Raw genomic sequence first — 18,973 nt, forward strand, 5'->3', positions numbered from 1 at the left:
ACTCTACAGTAACCTAGCGGTCTGCAAGTACAAAGTCCGCTAGACCCTGGCCCCATCATCTCCCGGATCGCGTTCGGTGGGTAGCCGGAGCAGCAAGTAGGCCGTGCCAAGCACCGCGGCGATGGCCAGTCCGATGTAGACAAATGTTGGAGCCGACCGAAACAGGATGACGCACAGCAGCAGCCCGACCGGCCCGCCGACCGCGGCGGTCCACGCGAGGTTCACCAGCGGATTTCCAGACCCCAATGCGGGAGGCTCTTCGGGAATGAACTGCTCGCCGCCATCCTCCTGGTCATCTTGAGGCTGGTAGTCCCGCGGACCTGGCAGCGCGCCGGGCCCGGTGTTGAACAGCTTTCGTAGCTGCTGTTCACGCTCCTGGGCGCTGGGTTCGCGCGGTGCATCCTGGTCCAAGGTGCGGAAATTCTCCACCAGCTCGTCCCACCTCGGATCGTCCGACCCGGCTGGAGTCATATCTTCTGGCTTCATGATGCGGCTTCCGGACGGCTGGCAGGGGGCAAGATCAACTGGCGGAAGAACCTGGCGGATTCCTCGAAAATCTGGTCCGCGTCATAGTCCAGGGTTGCCACGTGCTTGGAATGCAGCAGCTGATGATGTTCGACCAAAACCCCCTGCCGCAGCCCACTGGACAGGGCCCGCACGGAATCTTCGGACACGATGTTGTCCACCGTCGAACGGAACAGCTGCACCGGTGCGGTCACCAGCCCCAACCGGCTGCGGGTCTGGGCGAAAAGCTTGTACAGTTCTTCCACTGCAGCCACCGGAGTGCGCTCATAGGCCTGTTCATCGGCTCCGCGCTTGGCAATGTCGTTGCTGATGGGTTCCACGGACTTCACGACATGCTTCAGCCACTTCGTGAACGGAGCCAGCTTGCTGTCAACGACTAGTCCGGGATTAACCAAGGAGACACCGGCGACGTTCCGGCGGGTTGCCAGATGCAGGGCCAGCGCACCGCCCATGGACAGGCCGGCGACGAAGACGCGGTCATGGCCGGCGGCGAGCTGGTCAAATGCCTGCTCTGTAGCCTGAATCCACTGTCCGAATTCGACGCCGATCATATCTTTCCACTGCGTTTCATGGCCGGGCAGCACAGGGCAGGAAGTTTCGAATCCGGCATCCTGCAAATACTGCGCCCATGGCTTCATCGCCGTCGTCGACCCGGTAAAACCATGGATCAGCAGCACTGCGGGCTGCATGGACTTTGGCGCATCGTGGTCTTGATTCATTGCATCCCCCTACATTGACTGCAATCTCCCTCGAGCGTAGTGCACAATTGAAGGGTGCGGACCCGCATTGCGGTCAACTTTCGCGATGAGAGGACCGTGCAAGGCTTGAAGACGAGAAAAGGAATCGCCGCACCGTGCTTTACGACTTTCTGAAACGATTCGCTGTCAGACCATTGCTGCGGATCTTCTTCAAGATCGAGATTCAAGGCCTCAACAATATTCCGGACTCGGGCGGGGCCATTCTCGCGTCCAACCACTTGTCTGTGAGCGATTCCGTTTTCCTCCCTGCTTCATTGGAACGGCCCGTCGTCTTCTTGGCGAAGGATGACTACTTCAACGGCAAGGGGCTCAAGGGCCGCTTTGTTGCCTGGTTCTTTCGCAACATCAACCAATTGCCGATGGACCGTTCCGGAGGCCAAAAATCCGCCGCCTCGCTGGCCAGCGCCAACGTCGCTTTGGCTGAAGGCAAGCTTTTGGGGATCTATCCAGAAGGCACGCGCTCGCCGGACGGACGCTTGTACCGGGCAAAGCTCGGGGTAGCCAAGCTCGCATTGGAAACCGGCGTTCCGGTCATTCCCATCGCCATGATCAACACTGACAAAGTGCAGCCCATTGGCCAGCGCCTGCCGCATCCGGGACGCATCGGCATTAAGATCGGCAAGCCGCTGGACTTTTCGCACCTGAAGAACGAGGCAGGCAACCCGATCGTGATGCGACAGGTAGCCGACGAAATCCGCAAGGCCATCAATGTTCTCTCAGGACAGGTCTATGCCGACGTGTATGCGCCAAGCAAGGCCAAGAAGAAGTAGCCGGTTCCGCGAAGCGCCAGATGGGGAACTGCTCGTGTCCAGTGTTACGTGTGGCTGTTACATTTCACGCGGTGCTTTGGCCCGAAGACACGTAGACTTGTCAAGGTGAGCGAAGTAAACCGAACCCCATTGCCAGGCTCCTCTGTAGCCGGCCCCGCCACCGACCCGCAACTTGATCTGTGGCGTGATCTGCCTATTGCCCAACAGCCCACCTGGAGTGAGCATCCGGACTATAGTGCCTCAATTGCTGAACTGGGTTCGCGTCCGCCACTGGTATTTGCCGGCGAAGTCGATGTTTTGCGCGAGCGCCTGGCGCAGGCCGCCCAGGGCAAGGCCTTCTTGCTGCAGGGAGGCGACTGCGCTGAAACCTTCGCAGATGCCACTGCCGACAAGATTTCCGCCCGTGTTCGCACCATTTTGCAGATGGCCGTTGTGCTGACCTACGGCGCTTCGATGCCAGTGATCAAGATGGGCCGCATGGCTGGCCAGTTTGCAAAGCCTCGTTCCTCGAACGACGAAACCCGAGACGGCGTTACCCTGCCGGCATTCCGCGGCGACATCGTCAACGGCTACGAGTTCACGCCAGAATCCCGCGCCCACGACCCAAAGCGCATGGTCCAGGCCTACAACACGTCTTCTGCGACCCTGAACCTGATCCGCGCCTTCACCCAGGGTGGATTCGCCGATCTGCGCAGCGTGCATTCGTGGAATCGCGGATTTATGGCGAACCCTGCGCATTCGCAGTACGAACAGCTTGCCGGAGAAATCGATTCGGCAATCCGTTTCATGGATGCCTGCGGAGCCGGATTCGAGGGACTGACCCGCACTGAGTTCTTTGCATCTCACGAGGCACTGCTGCTCGACTACGAACGAGCGCTGACCCGAACTGATTCACGCACCGGTCTGCCATACGACACCTCGGGACACTTCCTGTGGATCGGCGAACGCACTCGTCAGCTGGACCATGCACACGTCGACTTCCTTTCGCGTGTGCGCAATCCGATTGGCGTCAAGCTCGGCCCGAATACTTCGGTCGACGATACGATCGCGCTGATCGACAAGCTCGACCCGAATCGCGAGCCGGGCCGATTGACCTTCATTACGCGCATGGGTGCCCAAAACATCCGCGAGAAGCTGCCGAATCTTGTCGAGAAGGTCACCGATACTGGTGCCCAGGTCCTGTGGGTCACCGACCCGATGCATGGAAACACCGTAACCAGCAAGAACGGCTACAAGACCCGAAAGTTCGACGACGTCATGGACGAAGTCCGCGGCTTCTTCGAAGTCCACGACTCGCTGGGCACTTACCCAGGCGGCGTTCACGTGGAAATGACCGGCGACGATGTGGCAGAATGCCTCGGCGGTGCAGATCCAATCCGCGAGGAAGACTTTGATTCGCTGTACGAATCATTGTGCGATCCGCGCTTGAACCATCGCCAGTCCCTGGAAATGGCGTTCTTGGTGTCTTCGGCTCTGCAAAGCCGTGCACGCCGATAGCTAGCAGCACAAAAACAAGGTCCGTTAGCTTTCACTCAGTGAAAGCTAACGGACCTTTTGCCGTCTGCGCTCTACCTAAAAGGTGTAGATGGTGACTTCGCTGCCGCGGACAGCAGTTTGATTCAAAGGAGTCTGCATGCGGACAGTTTGCGAGAAACCGCCCAGAACATTATGGGTATTCACGCTGAACCCGGCAGCTTCAAGTTCTGCAACAGCCTGGTCGGCTTCCATTCCGACGACCGAAGGAACTTCGATGTATTCCGGACCCTTGGACAGCCGGATTTCCACAGAGCTGCCGACGTCTGCTGTCGAAGAAGAAGGAGTCTGCGAGACCACCTGATCTTGCGGAACATCTGAAGAGAAGACGGAATCTCCGGTTTCTAGCTTGAGACCGATCTCTTCAAGTGCGGTGCGCGCTTCGTCCTCGCTCATGCCCCGCAGATCGGGAATCTGGACCGGAGCGGGTCCCTTCGACACGGTTAAGGTAACCAGATCCTTGCGGGCGATGTTCTTTCCAGCAGCCGGCGAGGAGCCGATCACTGAGCCTTCCGGGATGTCTGCAGAATATTCGGACTTGCTCTTGTGATTGGCAAAACCGAGGCTCTCAAGCTCAGCGATAGCGTCGTCAAGCCCCTCGCCCTTGAGTGAGGGGACTTCGAATAGTTCAGGGCCCTGCGAGACGGTCAGGTCCACGCCCTGGAACTTCATGATATTCATCCCGGATTCAGGGCGGGTGTCGACGACTCTTCCAATTGCAAGCTCATCATCGTAGGCAGTGGTGACGCGTACAGGAACGCCTTGACCCTCCAACTGTGCCACGGCCTGTTCTTGTAATAATCCTGTCAGCGAGGGAATCCTGATGATCGTCCCAGGGCCCTTGCCGAAGAACCAGCCGGCAGACGCTACAAGTGCGACAACAAAAATCCAGACAAGGGCGATGACGAGTTTCTGCGAACTGCTTTTCGCCTTCTGGAGTCGATGCGTGGGAATCTGCGCTTCTTTGCGCCATTGTTTCTCTGCCTGCTTTTCAGCTCGTTTCTGCGTCCGAGCTGAAGTACCGGAGGCCAACGACGCATCTGGCTGAATCGTTCGCGCTGAGAGTTCATCAGAGAATTCTGGGCGCATCATGGCTTCCGTGTGCTTGAGGCGCTCGACATCGAGAGCCCCTGGAGCATGCACCACAGTTGCCTGGGCCTCACGAAGATTCAGTACCTCAGTGGCATCCGAGGTAGCGATAACAGACGTAGCTTCTGGGTCAACGCTGTCAGTCCTGGTTGAAGCCTGGGTCAATTGCTCAGACTTTCGAAGGTGCCACTGCTTTTCACGCTCTTCTTCACGCTCTCGCTGCATCTCGTCAAGGCGCTGCTGCAGGGTCGTGGGCATGTGGGTGATGGCGCGAGGGATGAGGTCCTCAACGCCGCCGAGGGACTCGGCGTCGAGATCGAGCTGGTCATCGGTCAGCATAGAACGGATCTGTACTACTTCATCTAGCAACAGCCCTGCATTCTGCGGGCGGCGCTCCGGATCCTTTTCGGTACACCATTGAACCAGCTCGTCAAGGTCTTGGGCCACACCTGGAACTATCGACGAAGGCAGTGGCATGGGCGAGTCCAAGTGGTGCTTCATCAGGGCTGCGGCATTGGATTCGCTGTAGGGCAAACGCCCTGTAAGCATCTGATAGATCATGATGCCAACTGCGTAGATGTCGCTGCGCGAATCAGCTGGTGAGCCAGAGACCAATTCGGGGGAGACATGCGACAAAGTGGCAACTAGTGTTGCCGACTGCGTGTGTGCGCTGGCAGCACGGGCTAGCCCAAAATCAGTAATCTTTACTTCACCCGAATCTGCCAGGAGGACATTCGCCGGCTTCATATCTCGATGAATGATGTCTTCGGCGTGGGCGGCACTCAGTCCACGGCAAACCTGCTCCAAAACGCTCAAGGTCTGCCGAGGAGTGAACCGTCCGCGTTCGGCGATGACCTGTTCGAGATTTCTACCCCTCACATATTCCATAACCAGATACACGATGTTGTCGGTGACATTGTGATCACGAATGGAAACTACGTTCGGATGAGTAATATTCGCTGCGATGACGGCTTCAGACTCAAATCGCTCGCGAACAGTGGATTCATTGGCAAAATTCTCGTTGAGAATCTTGATGACAACGGCCCGGTGCAGGCGCTTGTCCATCCCGCGATAGATTCGAGACATGCCGCCCAAAGCGAGCAGATGGTCGATTCGGTAGCGTTCATCGAGGGTTCTGCCGAGGTTTGGGTCGGTGTGCGCTTGGCTCAACGTGAGCTCACCCCCGATACATGTTGGGATGCCGAATAGGTGAGGATCACCCACGACTCCTTTCGAACAAGATTACTACCTTTAAATGTACCTAGCTGACCTGAGAAATCCCGGTTTAAAGTCGAAATCCGCCAGCGGTGTCTACCACTGACGGATTTCGTACAGCGTCCCGGGTTGCGAGATTTACCTCGGGCGCAGTCTATTAAGATGCGCGACGTGCACGTGCTGCACGGCGCTTTAGAGCACGACGCTCGTCTTCGCTCATGCCACCCCAAACACCAGCATCTTGGCCAGATTCGATTGCCCACTGCAGGCAGGTTTCGGTGACTTCACATCGACGGCAAACGCTCTTGGCCTCTTCAATCTGTAAGAGGGCCGGACCGGTGTTGCCCACCGGGAAGAATAGTTCCGGGTCCTTATCCAGACACGCCGCGCGGCTACGCCAATCCATGCTAATTGATGCTCCTTGAAATCTTTGAGGGTAACGAACAGCCTCTCGAATGAACGCACGCTAAAGAACCACCAAATTTAAGGTGAAGTTCAAGATTGCGGTCCAGTTACCGAAGTGCTCTTCGAATGGTCAGGCGATACGAAGGGGTCATCGTTTTGCCGACCACATAAGGTTTTCATGTTACGGGAAAGTAAACAAGGGTCATTCATGCGAAATATGTCGTATTGCCTGAGTGCTTTCTCACATGGATTTCACGTTGCACTTAGGCTAGTTGACAAGGCTCTGGCTACGTCTCCCGCAGAATTGCAGGGCTACGTTTGAGTTCCCGACTCTGGTCGACGAAAATTGTTGACGTGAACAACGAAGAGACTGAATTTCCCCGACCAACGACCGTTGTCGTCATCGCAGGACTTGTCCTGCTCGAAGCTCTCGCGGTACTGGCCTATGCGGTGAACTACGCGTTCAACATTTCGGGAGACGGAGCTCTGAACCTAGGCGGCCAGTTATTCATGCTGGCCCTCTGTCTGCTGTTGGCCGTTTGGCAAGGAGCGGTTGCGGTGAACTTTTTCAAGGGGAAAGCCTTCACCAGAGCACCAATCATCGTTTGGCAGTTGTTCCAGCTGATCCTGTCAGTCTCTTTCCTCAAATCAGACATCATGGGCGTCATCATCGGGGCTATCCTTTCCATTGCCATCGCTGGAACGATCGTAGTGCTTCTCTTTGCTCCTCAAACTACGAGATTCCTTGGGGACCGCCCGCAGAACTAATCTCGACGGATCTCGATGGCGTGCAATTGACCAGAGACTTGAGCCAGTGCACGCCAAGATTCTTTGTCTTCGCCAGTATTCCTGTTTGGTTCAATCGGCAGGGGCGGCCAGTTCATCGGCTGCAAGTCTTGTGGATGCTCGGCTTCGACTGCGACGACATGACGCTCATCCAGCATTCCTCCTGGAACGCCTAAATCGAACGCCAAGCGGGGAGACGGCGGAATGAACAATGCCAAGTGGAGTACTTGTGCAGACAAACATGCAATGAGCTGACCAAGCTCTGGAACGGACGTTGAAGCCAATTCGACGCAGAGAATCGGAGTTTTGTGCACGTCTGCACTATGGCTATTTGCGGCGGCCCATTGGGAAGCTTGTTCAAATGTCGTCAGCAAGTCTGAGTTCCAGCGCCGGGCAAGAACTCGTGGAAGATTTAATCGTTGGTGCAGCTGTGGACATAAGAAATATGTCGTACCTTCGACGGGAAGCAGATACGGCTCTGCCGTGAATGACGTCGAACCGAGATACAGTTCAGCGTCGGACATCGTGTTCCGACCGGAGCTGTCCAGCACCCACGATGAAGTTTCTTCATTCCGCTGTACCTTGGGATTCTCTGGAACTAGCAACTGAAAAGTAGCCGGTACAGAAGCCGAAGAACAGCGGATGCCACGTCCAACAATTTGGCTGCATGGAGGAATCTTGGGCCAGGCCATTCTTAGCTGCTCAGTCGCATCGAGCGGAAAATACCATTGTTCTGCACAAAGAGTTGTAGCCTTCAACAGATTTTGATCCCTGTCGACGCTGAGAACGAGCCGATATGATGACGTGCTTTGTTGACGAAGCAAGGTCATGAGCACCTCGTCAAACCGCTGAAATGTTCTTGGATCAAGCTGTGCGCACAGATTTGCGACGTCGTGAACGAGGACTAATATTTCCTTGTCATCGGACCATGTCTCAATGAAATCGAGTGCTTCGGAGAACTCAAACCTGTTCGTCCCCGTGACGCAGCGGATATTCGGTGCAGATGCATCCATTCCGACGGGCATAGGTCCAAAAACGATTACCCGGGGATGATGGCTCGCCAGTAACTGAATCAACAGCCGCCCTCCAGATTCGGGAAGGCCACAAACGAGCAGCCCGCGCGAACTTGCAGGGCCCAAGACCAGTGGGTCGAGAGAACCATTATCCAGATTGTCGAGCAAACCGCAGAAGATTGAATCGATCTCGTCTGTTGGCGAGGAATCAACTCGGACGTCATAAGCATCGGGCAGTGCTTCTGCGAAGCTCCTGGATGGCCTTTCGACGTACGACCACTTTTCTTGAATCTGCTGAACGAGTTCCGGGAGCATCGATGAATCGGGATGAGCAGTTGACTCGCCGAAAGTTTTCACCGGTTCGAGGACCAAGTTGTTGGGGCCGCGCATCGAAAGTACACCGTGCAATTCAGGGGATACCGATAAAGAGAACTGAATGTTCTGGGTCGTGCGGTTGCTCCTTGCCACGATTGCGCTACCTGGATCGACTAGATTGGCAGCTGCCGTGCTGCCAACCAGCTCCAATGACTCCGCAGCATCTTTTACGCGCAACGCGATGATGGTGTTGATGTTGGCGCGAGTCTGTCCGCTTACGGCGCCTGCTGCCCGTTGGGTACTGAGTAGAAGGTGCATCCCCAATGAACGTCCTACCGCCGCGAGACGGTCAATTCGTTCGTTGGCTCTTTGAACCGATTCTATAAATACTCGGAACTCATCAATGACTATCAAAAGACGTGGAAGCATCGGTGCTTCCGGGAGTTTGTAGTATTCCTCAAGATCGCTGCAGTTGTGGCTCGACAAGATACGTTCGCGCCTAGCCACCTCATGTTCTAGCTGCGCCAGGGTGCGCTGGGCGCTGGGGGCATCGAGGTCACTGGCAAAAAGCTGGACCTGAGGAAGATTTCGGAATGCAGCAAGTCCCGCCCCGCCCTTAAAGTCGATGAGCGCGAGGGCCAGCTGTTGTGGATCGTAGTTCGCCGCAAGGTCTGAAACTATCCGGCGCAATGCTTCAGACTTTCCCGACCCGGTGGTGCCGCAGATCAATACATGGGGGCCGTCAATATCGAAATCGAGAAACTGGAAATCATGTTTCTGATCCGTTCCGACGAGAGCTTGGAGCGAGGAGCGACAGCTTGAAGTGGTCCGCTGACGTTTTTCCGGTTCCGCAAGGTCTACGCATCTTTGGACGATTCTCATGAGTCGATCAGCATTAAGAAGCAGCGGTTGTTCTAAGGTCATCTGAGCGTCGGGAAGCTTGGCTTTTTTCGTCTGTGGGTTTATCCAAAAATCACTCTTGTTGGACAAGACAGGATTTACCGCCAAAACAAAGGCCCCATCGACGGAACACGGCGTTGTCGTGATGTAGATGGTCGTTACTTTCTGCCTTCTATCCGAATTCGAAGCATCAGGGACAAATGAAGACAGAACACCGTTGCGATCCTCATCAGCTTGCTCTGGAGCCATCACTTTCTGCTGAACGTTTGCCAACAACATGATTTCAGGTGGCAGCTCGATAAAGGATGGGTCGATGACAAGTGAAACGCCACCGGAGGCAACATGTGGAATAAAACGTCCAAGAATTGCGTAAAACAATCCCAGTTGACTCGGATCTTGTTCGCATACGACCTGCCAAGTTTGCGCGCAGACGTGAGCAAATACCGGGGCATTATGCAATTCTTTCCATGGCGTGGACCTTGGATTCAACCAGGATTTTTTAGCATGAGAGCGGCGAGTACTTTGGCTGTCAACGCCGGAAAGGTTCCAAGTGCCTTTCCCGAGCACGAGCGGTGGGAGCTCTTTGGGAAGAATTCCCAGCTCGAGTCGCGTAATTCCAGCAATTAATGAAGGTCCCAGAGGTGAAGCGTATTGCGCACGAGCGCGCGATACTTGAACTTGCTGTTTCATAACCTTGCGCTTCCAAAAGCGTCGTTGGGAGAGCATCTCACCAGCAGGGATAAGGCCAAGGGAAGCTGAAAGCCCGCTGATTGCGAGAAAAAGAAATGACCCGGTAAACAGTGCCAAGAAAATGCCGGAAAGTATCGGCACAAGCGAGGCCAAGCAGAGGGCAAGCAAACGACCAAGTTCCGGGGCCTCTGGAATCTTGAAGGTCAGCTGGTCCGAAGAAACTAGATGCGACGCTTCCAAACTGGCTGGCTCGCCCACCTGCAAGACTGTATCGCCCAATACGAGAATGGAACCGTCATGAAGTTCTGCCTCGTCATCGACTGTCAGAAACCCTGAGTCTGTAGCGAGCCGGAATGATTTTCCGGGCTCAGGACGAATCATCAGTCGCTGATCGGTCACGCTGACCCTGGCATGAACTCTGGAGACTTTGGCATCTGATAGTTTCAGTGGCGCGCAACGCCCCACGTTATGGACGCCATGGGAAAGGTTGATGAATGCACCTGAGTCGCGGCCGTCAACAACGAAAAGTTTCAGCGCGATCGACTGATTCTTCGAAAGCAACTGCGGGCGCGGTAGATCGGATAGGAGCACGGCAGTCGAAGGTATGACAGTCTGATAATCATCCAAGCGGTTTTCTCCAAGAAACCAATGCTGTCCAGGGAAAATGGGGTCAAGCAGCAGGGCCAGCTGACAGCCAGATAACTCGTCATTGACTTCCAGATGCAATTGGTGCGGATGGGCAAAAGCTCTTGATGAAACGACTACTTCATACTGATGCATTGTTGCTCGCTTTGTTGAGGTGGGAGTCTATGAAATTCCATTTGAGCAGTGTCGTGAGAATGGCTATTCGAGTTTCTAGCTGGTTGTGGATATGACGGTGGTTTATCCACAAATTTTTCGTACACCTTGAAAGCCCACATTGTCGGGGATAGGCTCCGGTGATATAACTCGCAAAATTCGTTGAAATACTTTTAGACCGACCTGCTGAACCGGTGAACACTCCCGGTCGTCCCCGGAACGAACGGGAAATTGCCGACCCCCCCAAGGCATGAAGGATCTAATCGTGGATGCCTTATCCATCGTGGAAGACGAAGTACGTGAACTAGTCCGACGGCGCGGACTAGATCCGGCGAAACAGCCGGCAGCAATGAAATCACTGATTGATGACGTCCTGCGTGACTATGACGAACGAGCATTGCTCGGTGCTGTTCCTGCCTTGGGTGCGATCGAACTTGCTAGGCAGACAATCTATGACAACGTTGCAGGCTTTGGTGCATTGCAGCAGTTGCTCGATGACCCCAGCATTGAAGAAATCTGGATAAATTCGCCGCAACAAATATTTTGCGCTCGTGGGGGACAGAGCGAGTTGACCCACATTCGACTCAACTCCGAAGAAGTGGCATCACTTGTAGAGCGCATGTTGAAGTCCTCGGGGAGACGATTGGACTTGTCGCAGCCGTTCGTCGACTGTCAGCTGCCGGACGGTTCCCGACTCCATGTGGTTATTCCCGACATTACCCACGAACATTGGGCAGTAAACATCCGAAAGTTTATTGCTAGGGCATCAAAACTCGAAGACCTCGTTGACCTTGGTTCGCTGACGCCAGCAGCTGCCAGCTATCTAGGCTGGGCGATTTCAGCAGGACTCAATATCATCGTCACCGGTCCAACCCAGGCAGGCAAAACGACGATGCTCAATGCACTGTCTGCTGCGATTGGATCACGTGAACGCGTAATTACTATTGAAGAAATTTTTGAACTCAACCTCAAACTTCGTGACGTTGTCGCGATGCAGACCCGCATGGCAAACCTAGAAGGCACCGGTGAAATAACGATGCGACGCCTTGTCAAAGAAGCGTTGCGTATGCGGCCGGATCGCATCATCATCGGTGAAGTGAGGGAAGCGGAATCTTTGGACATGCTGATTGCGTTAAACTCGGGAGTTTCTGGGCTCTGCACACTTCACGCAAATTCTGCACGAGATGCGATTGTTAAAATTTCGACGCTTCCATTGCTGGCAGGCCCGAACATCACCAGCGATTTCACGATAAAGACCGTTGCCGCCTGCATTGATTTGGTAGTTCATTGCATTCGAGATGCTTCTGGCCACAGGTTTGTCAACGAAATCCTTGCTGTTCGCAACCGAGTTGAAGCAGGGGCCATAGAAACGTCGACGCTCTTCGATAGACAGCAAGGAGAACTCCTTCCTGCAGCTGGAGCAGACTGGGCGCACGCAAAATTTGATTTGGCTGGGTTCAATGTTGCTGAGCATATGGGGCGAGCATCATGAGTCTGCTGCTCGGGTTGCTCGGGGGACTGGGGCTGGCGCTCATTGCCGATTGGTGGTTCTTTGCGCCCTGGGAGAAAGAACGAAGGAAAAGCTCGGTCATACAGCTGGCGCTTTTGAGAGCAGGGATTACTACCGTCAGCCGCACAAAATTCATCATGATCTGCTGTGCCAGTGCCATAGTATTCGGACTAGTAACGTTTGGACTGACATCGTCTTGGCTATTTGCAGTCATATTTATGGGTTTCGGTCTGCTTGCACCCTGGATTTATCTGCGGCACCAAGCTGCAAAACGCCAGGCTGCCCTTCAAGAGCAATGGCCGGAGGTTGTCGACCATCTTCGTAGCGCAATTCGGGCAGGCCTTTCGCTTCCAGAATCACTAAGCCAACTTGCTACGGTGGGCCCCGAAGCCCTTCGGCCTGTTTTTAAAGAGTTCGCTCTGGACTATCGGGCTACCGCAAATTTCAGCGTTGCCATCAACCAGCTTTCAGATCGATTAGCAGACCCCATTGCAGACAAAATCATCACCACCCTGCGAATCACCAGAGAAGTAGGCGGCACAGATCTAGGGCTGACGCTTTCTACTCTCGCGGCTTTCTTGCGGGATGACGTGCGAACACGTGGAGAGCTGGCGGCGCGGCAGTCTTGGATTGTCTCAGCAGCTCGGTTGGCAGTGGCCGCTCCGTGGATCCTGTTGTTGGTATTGGGAACTCAGCCAGCTGCCAAAGAAGCCTATATGACGCCGAGCGGAGTGGTAGTGCTTGGTGCAGGCCTTGTTGTTTCTTTTGTCTGCTATCGTGTCATGCTGCGGCTTGGGACATTACCTGTCGAAGAACGGGTGCTGTCATGAGCAGCTTCATGCCTTGGGCAATATTGTGCGGAATTGGCTTGGGACTCGGACTGTGGCTTGTCGTCCTGCGGCTACCAGCTTGGAGAGCGATGGGGTTTGCCGATCGTGTTGCTCCGCATATTCGAGTTGGAATGAGATCGTCTCGGATGCTGCAAGATTCGTGGCAGCAAGATTCAGGAACTTCTGCGATGTGGCAATTGGCACGTCCAGTACTTGAACAGCTTAAACGAATTGCAGCAGTTCACAGCCCTACTTCTGCGACTGTTCGAAGACGGCTCCAAGCAGCAGGCCTGCGCATGAGCTTGGTGGACTATCGATCGCAGGAATTGTTGTGCACTTTCATAGGACTAGTTGTTGGTGCCGCCCTGATGACCGCAATGTCCTTGCGACAACCTTCTCCTGTTCTCTTTTCGCTCGTAGTCGTGATCGGGTGCGGGCTTCTTGGCTACTTTCTGCGCGGCTGGTGGCTTGGCGAGCAAGTTAAGAAGCGCGCTCGCCGAATACTGACACAGTTTCCGACGGTGGCCGAAGTACTCGCACTGACAGTAGGCGCCGGTGAATCAACGACCGGTGCAATTGAGCGAATTTCCAGAATTTGCCACGGAGAAATCGGTGAGGAATTTACCCAAGCACTCAACGACATCCATGCGGGATCAAGCCTAATTGCAGCATTGTCGAATTTGGCGGACCGTGTCCAAATTGGCGCCATGACGAGATTTGTCGATGCCATCGCAGTCGCGAGCGAACGAGGCACTCCACTAGGGCAGGTGCTTCGTGATCAAGCACAGGACGTGCGGGATGCCTCAAAGCGTGAACTGATGGAAATAGCAGGAAAGCGTGAAATTTCCATGCTCGTGCCCATCGTTTTTGGTGTGCTTCCGTTGACAATTGTCTTTGCTATTTTCCCGGGACTAGCGCTTTTGGAGATGAGTTATTGAACAAAAACCATCGACGACATCCCCAAATAAATAGTCATCCTCAAACGAAGGAGTTGCTCACATGCTTAGGCTACAGATCTTGATGTGCACCCTAGCCGCCGGGCTCGTAGAACGGATCCAGAAAACTTCGTCCGCTGGCATTCGAAAGTTCCATGACTCAAGGGGAGATGTGCCCGGATGGGTCATGATCACATTAATGTCCGCGTTGCTGGTTGCGGCATTGCTTGCGATCGCTGGGCCCCGGCTTCAGGAACTCTTCAATCAGGCAATTGATCGAGTCTCCGGTTTGGGATAAAACGGCATGAAATGCATCTCGGCAGTTTGCCAGTCGTTCCCTGTTTCGCTTCGTCGAAACGGGGAACGAGGTTCTGCAGTTGCTGAGTTCGTCATGATTACGGCATTGCTCATCGTCCTGGCGATGACAGTAATACAACTCGCGTTGATCCTGCATGTTCGAAACACGCTCGTTGACGCTGCTGCAAATGGTGCTCACTATGGCGCCTTGGCAAACCGTACTCCGGCCGATGCGGTAGGACGGACGCGGACACTAATCACTGAATCACTCAGCAGTCGATTTGCCAACGATATTGCAGTCGGTGTGCGATCGGTGGGCGACGAGCAGGTAGTCACCGTAACGGTCAATACCCGTGTCCCCTTGGTTGGCTTGCTTCCTAACGGATGGGAGATTTCAACTAGTGCAGGTGCAGTTCGTTATGGCTGACCCGTGTGCGACCGCAAGATCCTACCGGGAGCGGACAAGCGGGAAATTCTTGGATACTAAAGGCAGCGCAATCATCGAGTTTATTTTTGCCGCAACTGTTTTGATCATTCCCATGATCTATCTGGTGCTTGCTGCGGCGGCGTTAGAAGCTGGAAGTTATGCCGTGGTTTCAGCTGCAGATCAGGCGGCGAAAGTCTATGCAGTTTCAGAGACCCCTGCCCAGGGGCAATCGAACGTGCGCAATGTGGTGCACCGAGCGATGAGTAATTTTGAATTCTCTGAGGCGCAGTCCAACATCGTTTGCGAACCGAAGTGCTTGGAGCCTGGGTCAATCGTGACCGTGACCGTCAGTCTGGCAGTTCCGTTGCCTTTCATCTCGGATTATTTCGAAGCATCGGTCTTCACCGTTGATTCGACCGCTGCACAACGGGTTGATCGCTTTGGCTAATGAGAACGAAGGCACCGAACACAGGATGGGCGAAAAACACCGTAAGTCGCGAGGTGCCAAACAGCTGCTGATTGAGGAAGCAGGCCAATCTCTAGTCCTTGCAATAGGACTTTGCGCGCTCACGTTGTTGACCATTTCGGTAGTCATGGGTGCTAGTGCAGTTAATCTCAAAGCGAGGCAGCTGTTGGCCATTGCCGACGGGGCAGTTGTTGCAGCAGTTGATGAATTTGAGTTTGTGGCTGATGAGGGGTCTCCTCGAATCCAGCTGACCACCGATCAGGTAAGCCAGGGCGTTAGACGCTACTTGGCTGACATTGGGGCAAGTGGCCGAATAGACAATTTGGAAATCGGTTCGGTAAGAATTCTGCCGGGCGGGCAAGGCGCAGAACTTACACTGAAAGGCACCGTGAGCCCGCCAATTGTGGGCTGGGTAGTTCCGTCAGGCATCACCATCGAAGTTAGTTCTAGCGCGCAGACGGTATTGAGCCGATGAAGCTCAGAAATCGGGATCTGCTGGAGCTATGACGTAGTCTTAGAAGACCATGGCAAAAACTGACTTTACTGCTGAAATCCGCTCCCTCCGTGCGACCTACGCCACCATTGAGGAAGTGAGCGACGTTGAACAGATCAAGGCGGATATCGCCGTTTTGTCTGAGGAAGCCGGTGCCCCAGACCTCTGGGACGATCCAGCCAGTGCACAAATCGTCACGAGTAAATTGTCATACCGCCAAGCTGAACTGGAACGTCTGACCAAACTGCGGACACGGATCGATGACTTGGAAGTACTAGTCGAGTTGGCAGAGTTGGAGGACGACGCTGACACGATCGACGAAGCTGACAAAGAACTGGCTTCGATTCACAAGGCACTGGACGACCTGGAAATCGTCACGCTGCTCAATGGAGAATTCGATTCTCGCGGTGCCGTGGTCACCATTCGTTCTGGTGCGGGAGGCGTAGACGCCGCGGACTTCGCAGAAATGCTGCTGCGCATGTACCTGCGTTGGGCTGAGAAACGTGGTTATAAGGCAACTGTCATGGACACTTCCTATGCGGAAGAAGCTGGCCTGAAGTCCGCGACGTTCGAAATCGATGAACCATATGTATTTGGCGTTCTTTCAGTCGAAGCTGGTACCCATCGCCTCGTGAGAATTTCCCCATTCGACAACCAGGGCCGCCGACAGACTTCCTTTGCCGCGGTTGAGGTGGTTCCGCTGATTGAACAGACCGACACTATCGATATCCCTGAGTCTGAAATTCGTGTTGATGTCTTCCGTTCGTCTGGTCCTGGTGGCCAGTCGGTCAATACCACTGACTCAGCGGTTCGAATGACGCACATTCCAACAGGAATCGTAGTGTCAATGCAGAATGAAAAGTCGCAGATTCAAAACCGAGCCGCGGCGTTACGCGTGCTTCAGTCGCGACTTTTGCTGCTGAAGAAAGAGCAGGAAAACGCTAAGAAGAAGGAACTTGCCGGCGACGTCAAAGCTTCTTGGGGCGATCAAATGCGTTCCTACGTCTTGAACCCATACCAGATGGTGAAGGACCTGCGCACTGATCATGAGGTTGGCAACACGCAAGCAGTGCTTGACGGAGAGATTGACGATTTCATCGATGCTGGGATTCGCTGGCGTGCTGCTCAGCGTCGACCAGAAAAATAAGACTTCAGACACTAGAAAAAGCGGTGTAAAGAAGCGCGGGTACTGTGGCTATGGCCAACGGAGACTCGCTCTTGCATCGCTTTAGGTCGAAAGTCGTTGAAATCACTATGGGACTGGTACTTAGCATCTGATTTTCGGCATACTTTGGAGCAAGCTGTTAGTAGCTGATGAATCTGGCAACACGCCCTTGAATTCCTCAGAAATGACAGCAACGCACCGATAAGGTTTGGTTGATTGGCGCATCAAATGACGTTTGCACTCGAGATTGGTTTTCGTGGGTCGCGCCCCGACGAAAGCTGGCGATTGAAGAAATGATTAAATTCGAAAACGTCTCGATGGTTTACGAGCCTCGGCAGGAAAATGCTGCTTTGGACGACGTGAGCATCGAGATTAACCGCGGCGAGTTCGCATTCCTCGTCGGCGAATCCGGCTCGGGAAAATCTACATTCCTCAGTCTTGTGCTGCGCGAAAAGCGCTCATCCGCTGGTGCAGTTTATGTCGCCGGCCAGAACCTCAATAGGATCTCCAGCCGTAGAGTTCCTAAACTTCGCCGTAATATCGGGTTCGTCTTCCAGGACTTCCGTTTGTTGCGTGAACGTACAGTCTTCGACAACGTGGCTTTCGCGATGGAGGTCATTGGTGCGTCTAGGGCACAGATTCGGGATCGGGTCCCCGACGCATTGAAGCTGGTCGGGCTGGAAGACAAGGCTCGCCGCAAGCCTACAGAACTCTCGGGCGGTGAACAGCAGCGCGTGGGTATTGCCCGTGCAATCGTCAATAAGCCAGCGATTCTTTTGGCAGATGAGCCCACCGGTAACCTCGACCGGAAGAACAGCATCGAGGTCATGAACGTGCTCGACAGGATTAATCAGAACGGAACCACCGTTTTGATGGCGACGCATGCTCATGAACTGGTCAGTGAATATCGTCATCGAGTGATCGAGCTGAATCGAGGCCGCATCATCCGTGACGAGGTTGAGGGCCAATATACGAAGATGACTACTGTGATCAATCAGGACGGATCACGTGCATTGCTCTTTGGCGACGATTCGGCCCCGCAGGAACGGGACAGCGACGCGACCGAAGCTATCAATGACAAGAAGGACGAAGACTAGTGAGACTTGGATTTATCCTGCGCGAAGCGGTCAAGGGGCTGCGCCAGAACGTCGTCATGGTCGTTTCAGTCGTACTTGTAACCTTCGTTTCTTTGACATTCGTCGGGGCCGCGGCCTTGCTGCAGCTTCAAATCAACCAGATGAAGGGCTACTGGTATGACCGCATGGAAGTAGCGGTCTATCTGTGCGACGACACCAGTGCGGCCACAAATTGCGCGGGGAAAGAAGTTACCGAGCAACAGCGCAACGACATCAAGTCGCTTCTAGAGTCTGAGCAGTTAAAGCCTTACATCAAAGAAATTGCTTACGAGTCCAAAGACCAGGCCTACAAGAATTTCCTAGATCAGTACAAGAATTCTTCTCTGGTCGACCAGGTTAAGCCTGATCAGTTGCCTGAGTCCTTCCGAGTTGCCCTTGTCGATCCTGAAAAGTATCAGGTGATCAATGAAGCTTTGTCTACGGTTCCTGGGGTTGAGTCAGTCGTGGACCAGCGCGAGTTGTTGGAAAAGGTCTTCCAGCTGGTTCGAGTTGCTTCGGGTGCAGCAGCCATCGTAGCTGCCGTAATGATCGTCTGCGCCGTCCTGCTGACAGGTACGACGATTCAGCTCTCGGCCATGCATCGCAGGTTGGAAACCACCATCATGAGATTGGTGGGTGCCTCTAAAGCGACGATTCAGTTGCCCTTCGTTATTGAAGGCGTTATCGCATCGTTAATCGGTGGCGTGTTGGCCACAGGAACACTTTGGCTCCTAATGAAGTTCTTGGTAGAAGACAAACTAGCAAGTGAAAACGTAGGAGTTGCGTTCATTTCGACTGGCGAAGTTTGGCTCATTGCCCCGGCCCTCTTGATACTTGGTATCGTTTTGGCAACAATTTCATCAGTGGTAACGTTGAAGCGATACCTGAAGGTTTAGTTCAATCCACCCATGCCGGTGGCTACCATGACGCACTACTTA

18 protein-coding genes are annotated in these 18,973 nt (G+C 54.2%); 13 read left to right on the top strand and 5 right to left on the bottom strand.

Annotation, left to right across the window (positions count from 1 at the left end):
* Nucleotides 1-39: 39 nt before the first annotated feature.
* Both AUR04nite_RS12595 and AUR04nite_RS12600 read right to left on the bottom strand, forming a co-directional pair.
* Nucleotides 40-486: a hypothetical protein gene (locus AUR04nite_RS12595; protein WP_141365562.1), complete on the bottom strand. Its 447-nt coding sequence runs from the start codon at nucleotides 484-486 to the stop codon at nucleotides 40-42.
* Nucleotides 483-1,244 (bottom strand): alpha/beta hydrolase, encoded by a 762-nt coding sequence (locus AUR04nite_RS12600; protein ID WP_141365564.1) that lies wholly within the window; start codon nucleotides 1,242-1,244, stop codon nucleotides 483-485. The genes AUR04nite_RS12595 and AUR04nite_RS12600 overlap by 4 nt, the downstream gene beginning before the upstream one ends.
* Before the next feature lie 134 nt (nucleotides 1,245-1,378).
* On the opposite strand from AUR04nite_RS12600, the gene AUR04nite_RS12605 reads away from it, so the two are divergent.
* Entirely contained in the window at nucleotides 1,379-2,053 is a 675-nt protein-coding gene (locus AUR04nite_RS12605) for a lysophospholipid acyltransferase family protein (RefSeq protein ID WP_141365566.1), read from the top strand.
* 105 nt (nucleotides 2,054-2,158) lie between these two features.
* On the top strand, nucleotides 2,159-3,550 hold the full coding sequence (locus AUR04nite_RS12610) for a class II 3-deoxy-7-phosphoheptulonate synthase (RefSeq protein ID WP_141365568.1): 1,392 nt from the start codon (nucleotides 2,159-2,161) through the stop codon (nucleotides 3,548-3,550).
* Between the two features lie 75 nt (nucleotides 3,551-3,625).
* Here AUR04nite_RS12610 and AUR04nite_RS12615 read toward each other — a convergent pair whose 3' ends face one another.
* Together AUR04nite_RS12615 and AUR04nite_RS12620 are read right to left on the bottom strand one after the other, a co-directional pair.
* Nucleotides 3,626-5,899 (bottom strand): Stk1 family PASTA domain-containing Ser/Thr kinase, encoded by a 2,274-nt coding sequence (locus AUR04nite_RS12615; protein WP_141365570.1) that lies wholly within the window; start codon nucleotides 5,897-5,899, stop codon nucleotides 3,626-3,628.
* 148 nt (nucleotides 5,900-6,047) lie between these two features.
* A complete protein-coding gene (locus AUR04nite_RS12620) occupies nucleotides 6,048-6,296 on the bottom strand; it encodes a WhiB family transcriptional regulator (protein WP_047118688.1) in 249 nt (82 codons plus the stop codon).
* A gap of 353 nt (nucleotides 6,297-6,649) precedes the next feature.
* Here AUR04nite_RS12620 and AUR04nite_RS12625 point away from each other — a divergent pair, with 353 nt between their 5' ends.
* On the top strand, nucleotides 6,650-7,063 hold the full coding sequence (locus AUR04nite_RS12625) for a hypothetical protein (protein WP_141365572.1): 414 nt from the start codon (nucleotides 6,650-6,652) through the stop codon (nucleotides 7,061-7,063).
* Here the strand turns inward: AUR04nite_RS12625 and AUR04nite_RS12630 are convergent.
* Nucleotides 7,060-10,779 (bottom strand): FHA domain-containing protein, encoded by a 3,720-nt coding sequence (locus AUR04nite_RS12630; RefSeq protein WP_141365574.1) that lies wholly within the window; start codon nucleotides 10,777-10,779, stop codon nucleotides 7,060-7,062. The two genes, AUR04nite_RS12625 and AUR04nite_RS12630, sit on opposite strands and share 4 nt — an antisense overlap.
* A gap of 283 nt (nucleotides 10,780-11,062) precedes the next feature.
* Between AUR04nite_RS12630 and AUR04nite_RS12635 the strand changes: the two genes are divergently transcribed.
* From AUR04nite_RS12635 to ftsX, 10 genes are all read left to right on the top strand, one after another.
* On the top strand, nucleotides 11,063-12,289 hold the full coding sequence (locus AUR04nite_RS12635) for a CpaF family protein (protein ID WP_141365576.1): 1,227 nt from the start codon (nucleotides 11,063-11,065) through the stop codon (nucleotides 12,287-12,289).
* A complete protein-coding gene (locus tag AUR04nite_RS12640; protein ID WP_141365578.1) occupies nucleotides 12,286-13,137 on the top strand; it encodes a type II secretion system F family protein in 852 nt (283 codons plus the stop codon). Before AUR04nite_RS12635 ends, AUR04nite_RS12640 begins: the two co-directional genes overlap by 4 nt.
* Nucleotides 13,134-14,075, top strand: a complete 942-nt coding sequence (locus AUR04nite_RS12645) for a type II secretion system F family protein (protein WP_141365580.1) — start codon at nucleotides 13,134-13,136, stop codon at nucleotides 14,073-14,075. The genes AUR04nite_RS12640 and AUR04nite_RS12645 overlap by 4 nt, the downstream gene beginning before the upstream one ends.
* 82 nt (nucleotides 14,076-14,157) lie before the next feature.
* The gene (locus AUR04nite_RS18335; protein ID WP_407646699.1) at nucleotides 14,158-14,370 is read left to right on the top strand and encodes a hypothetical protein; all 213 of its coding nucleotides are present in this window, start codon (nucleotides 14,158-14,160) and stop codon (nucleotides 14,368-14,370) included.
* 6 nt (nucleotides 14,371-14,376) lie between these two features.
* Nucleotides 14,377-14,796 (top strand): TadE family protein, encoded by a 420-nt coding sequence (locus tag AUR04nite_RS12655; protein ID WP_141365582.1) that lies wholly within the window; start codon nucleotides 14,377-14,379, stop codon nucleotides 14,794-14,796.
* A gap of 49 nt (nucleotides 14,797-14,845) precedes the next feature.
* Nucleotides 14,846-15,244: a hypothetical protein gene (locus AUR04nite_RS12660; protein WP_141365584.1), complete on the top strand. Its 399-nt coding sequence runs from the start codon at nucleotides 14,846-14,848 to the stop codon at nucleotides 15,242-15,244.
* 25 nt (nucleotides 15,245-15,269) lie between these two features.
* Nucleotides 15,270-15,737 (top strand): hypothetical protein, encoded by a 468-nt coding sequence (locus tag AUR04nite_RS12665; RefSeq protein ID WP_141365586.1) that lies wholly within the window; start codon nucleotides 15,270-15,272, stop codon nucleotides 15,735-15,737.
* 49 nt (nucleotides 15,738-15,786) lie between these two features.
* Nucleotides 15,787-16,902, top strand: a complete 1,116-nt coding sequence (gene prfB, locus AUR04nite_RS12670) for a peptide chain release factor 2 (protein WP_141365588.1) — start codon at nucleotides 15,787-15,789, stop codon at nucleotides 16,900-16,902.
* A gap of 311 nt (nucleotides 16,903-17,213) precedes the next feature.
* Nucleotides 17,214-18,017 (top strand): cell division ATP-binding protein FtsE, encoded by an 804-nt coding sequence (ftsE, locus tag AUR04nite_RS12675; RefSeq protein WP_141365590.1) that lies wholly within the window; start codon nucleotides 17,214-17,216, stop codon nucleotides 18,015-18,017.
* Nucleotides 18,017-18,931, top strand: a complete 915-nt coding sequence (gene ftsX, locus AUR04nite_RS12680) for a permease-like cell division protein FtsX (protein ID WP_141365592.1) — start codon at nucleotides 18,017-18,019, stop codon at nucleotides 18,929-18,931. Before ftsE ends, ftsX begins: the two co-directional genes overlap by 1 nt.
* The last annotated feature ends 42 nt before the right edge of the window (nucleotides 18,932-18,973 follow it).

It is taken from the genome of Glutamicibacter uratoxydans (assembly GCF_006539925.1).
Lineage (GTDB): Bacteria > Actinomycetota > Actinomycetes > Actinomycetales > Micrococcaceae > Glutamicibacter > Glutamicibacter uratoxydans.

Excerpts from the sequence above, each read along its gene's own strand:
- AUR04nite_RS12595 (WP_141365562.1), bottom strand. The coding sequence starts at position 486 with ATGAAGCCAGAAGATATGACTCCAGCCGGGTCGGACGATCCGAGGTGG.
- AUR04nite_RS12600 (WP_141365564.1), bottom strand. The coding sequence starts at position 1,244 with ATGAATCAAGACCACGATGCGCCAAAGTCCATGCAGCCCGCAGTGCTG.
- AUR04nite_RS12620 (WP_047118688.1), bottom strand. The coding sequence starts at position 6,296 with ATGGATTGGCGTAGCCGCGCGGCGTGTCTGGATAAGGACCCGGAACTA.
- AUR04nite_RS12630 (WP_141365574.1), bottom strand. The coding sequence starts at position 10,779 with ATGCATCAGTATGAAGTAGTCGTTTCATCAAGAGCTTTTGCCCATCCG.
- AUR04nite_RS12640 (WP_141365578.1), top strand. The coding sequence starts at position 12,286 with ATGAGTCTGCTGCTCGGGTTGCTCGGGGGACTGGGGCTGGCGCTCATT.
- AUR04nite_RS12645 (WP_141365580.1), top strand. The coding sequence starts at position 13,134 with ATGAGCAGCTTCATGCCTTGGGCAATATTGTGCGGAATTGGCTTGGGA.
- AUR04nite_RS18335 (WP_407646699.1), top strand. The coding sequence starts at position 14,158 with ATGTGCACCCTAGCCGCCGGGCTCGTAGAACGGATCCAGAAAACTTCG.
- AUR04nite_RS12655 (WP_141365582.1), top strand. The coding sequence starts at position 14,377 with ATGAAATGCATCTCGGCAGTTTGCCAGTCGTTCCCTGTTTCGCTTCGT.
- AUR04nite_RS12665 (WP_141365586.1), top strand. The coding sequence starts at position 15,270 with ATGGGCGAAAAACACCGTAAGTCGCGAGGTGCCAAACAGCTGCTGATT.
- prfB (WP_141365588.1), top strand. The coding sequence starts at position 15,787 with ATGGCAAAAACTGACTTTACTGCTGAAATCCGCTCCCTCCGTGCGACC.
- ftsE (WP_141365590.1), top strand. The coding sequence starts at position 17,214 with ATGATTAAATTCGAAAACGTCTCGATGGTTTACGAGCCTCGGCAGGAA.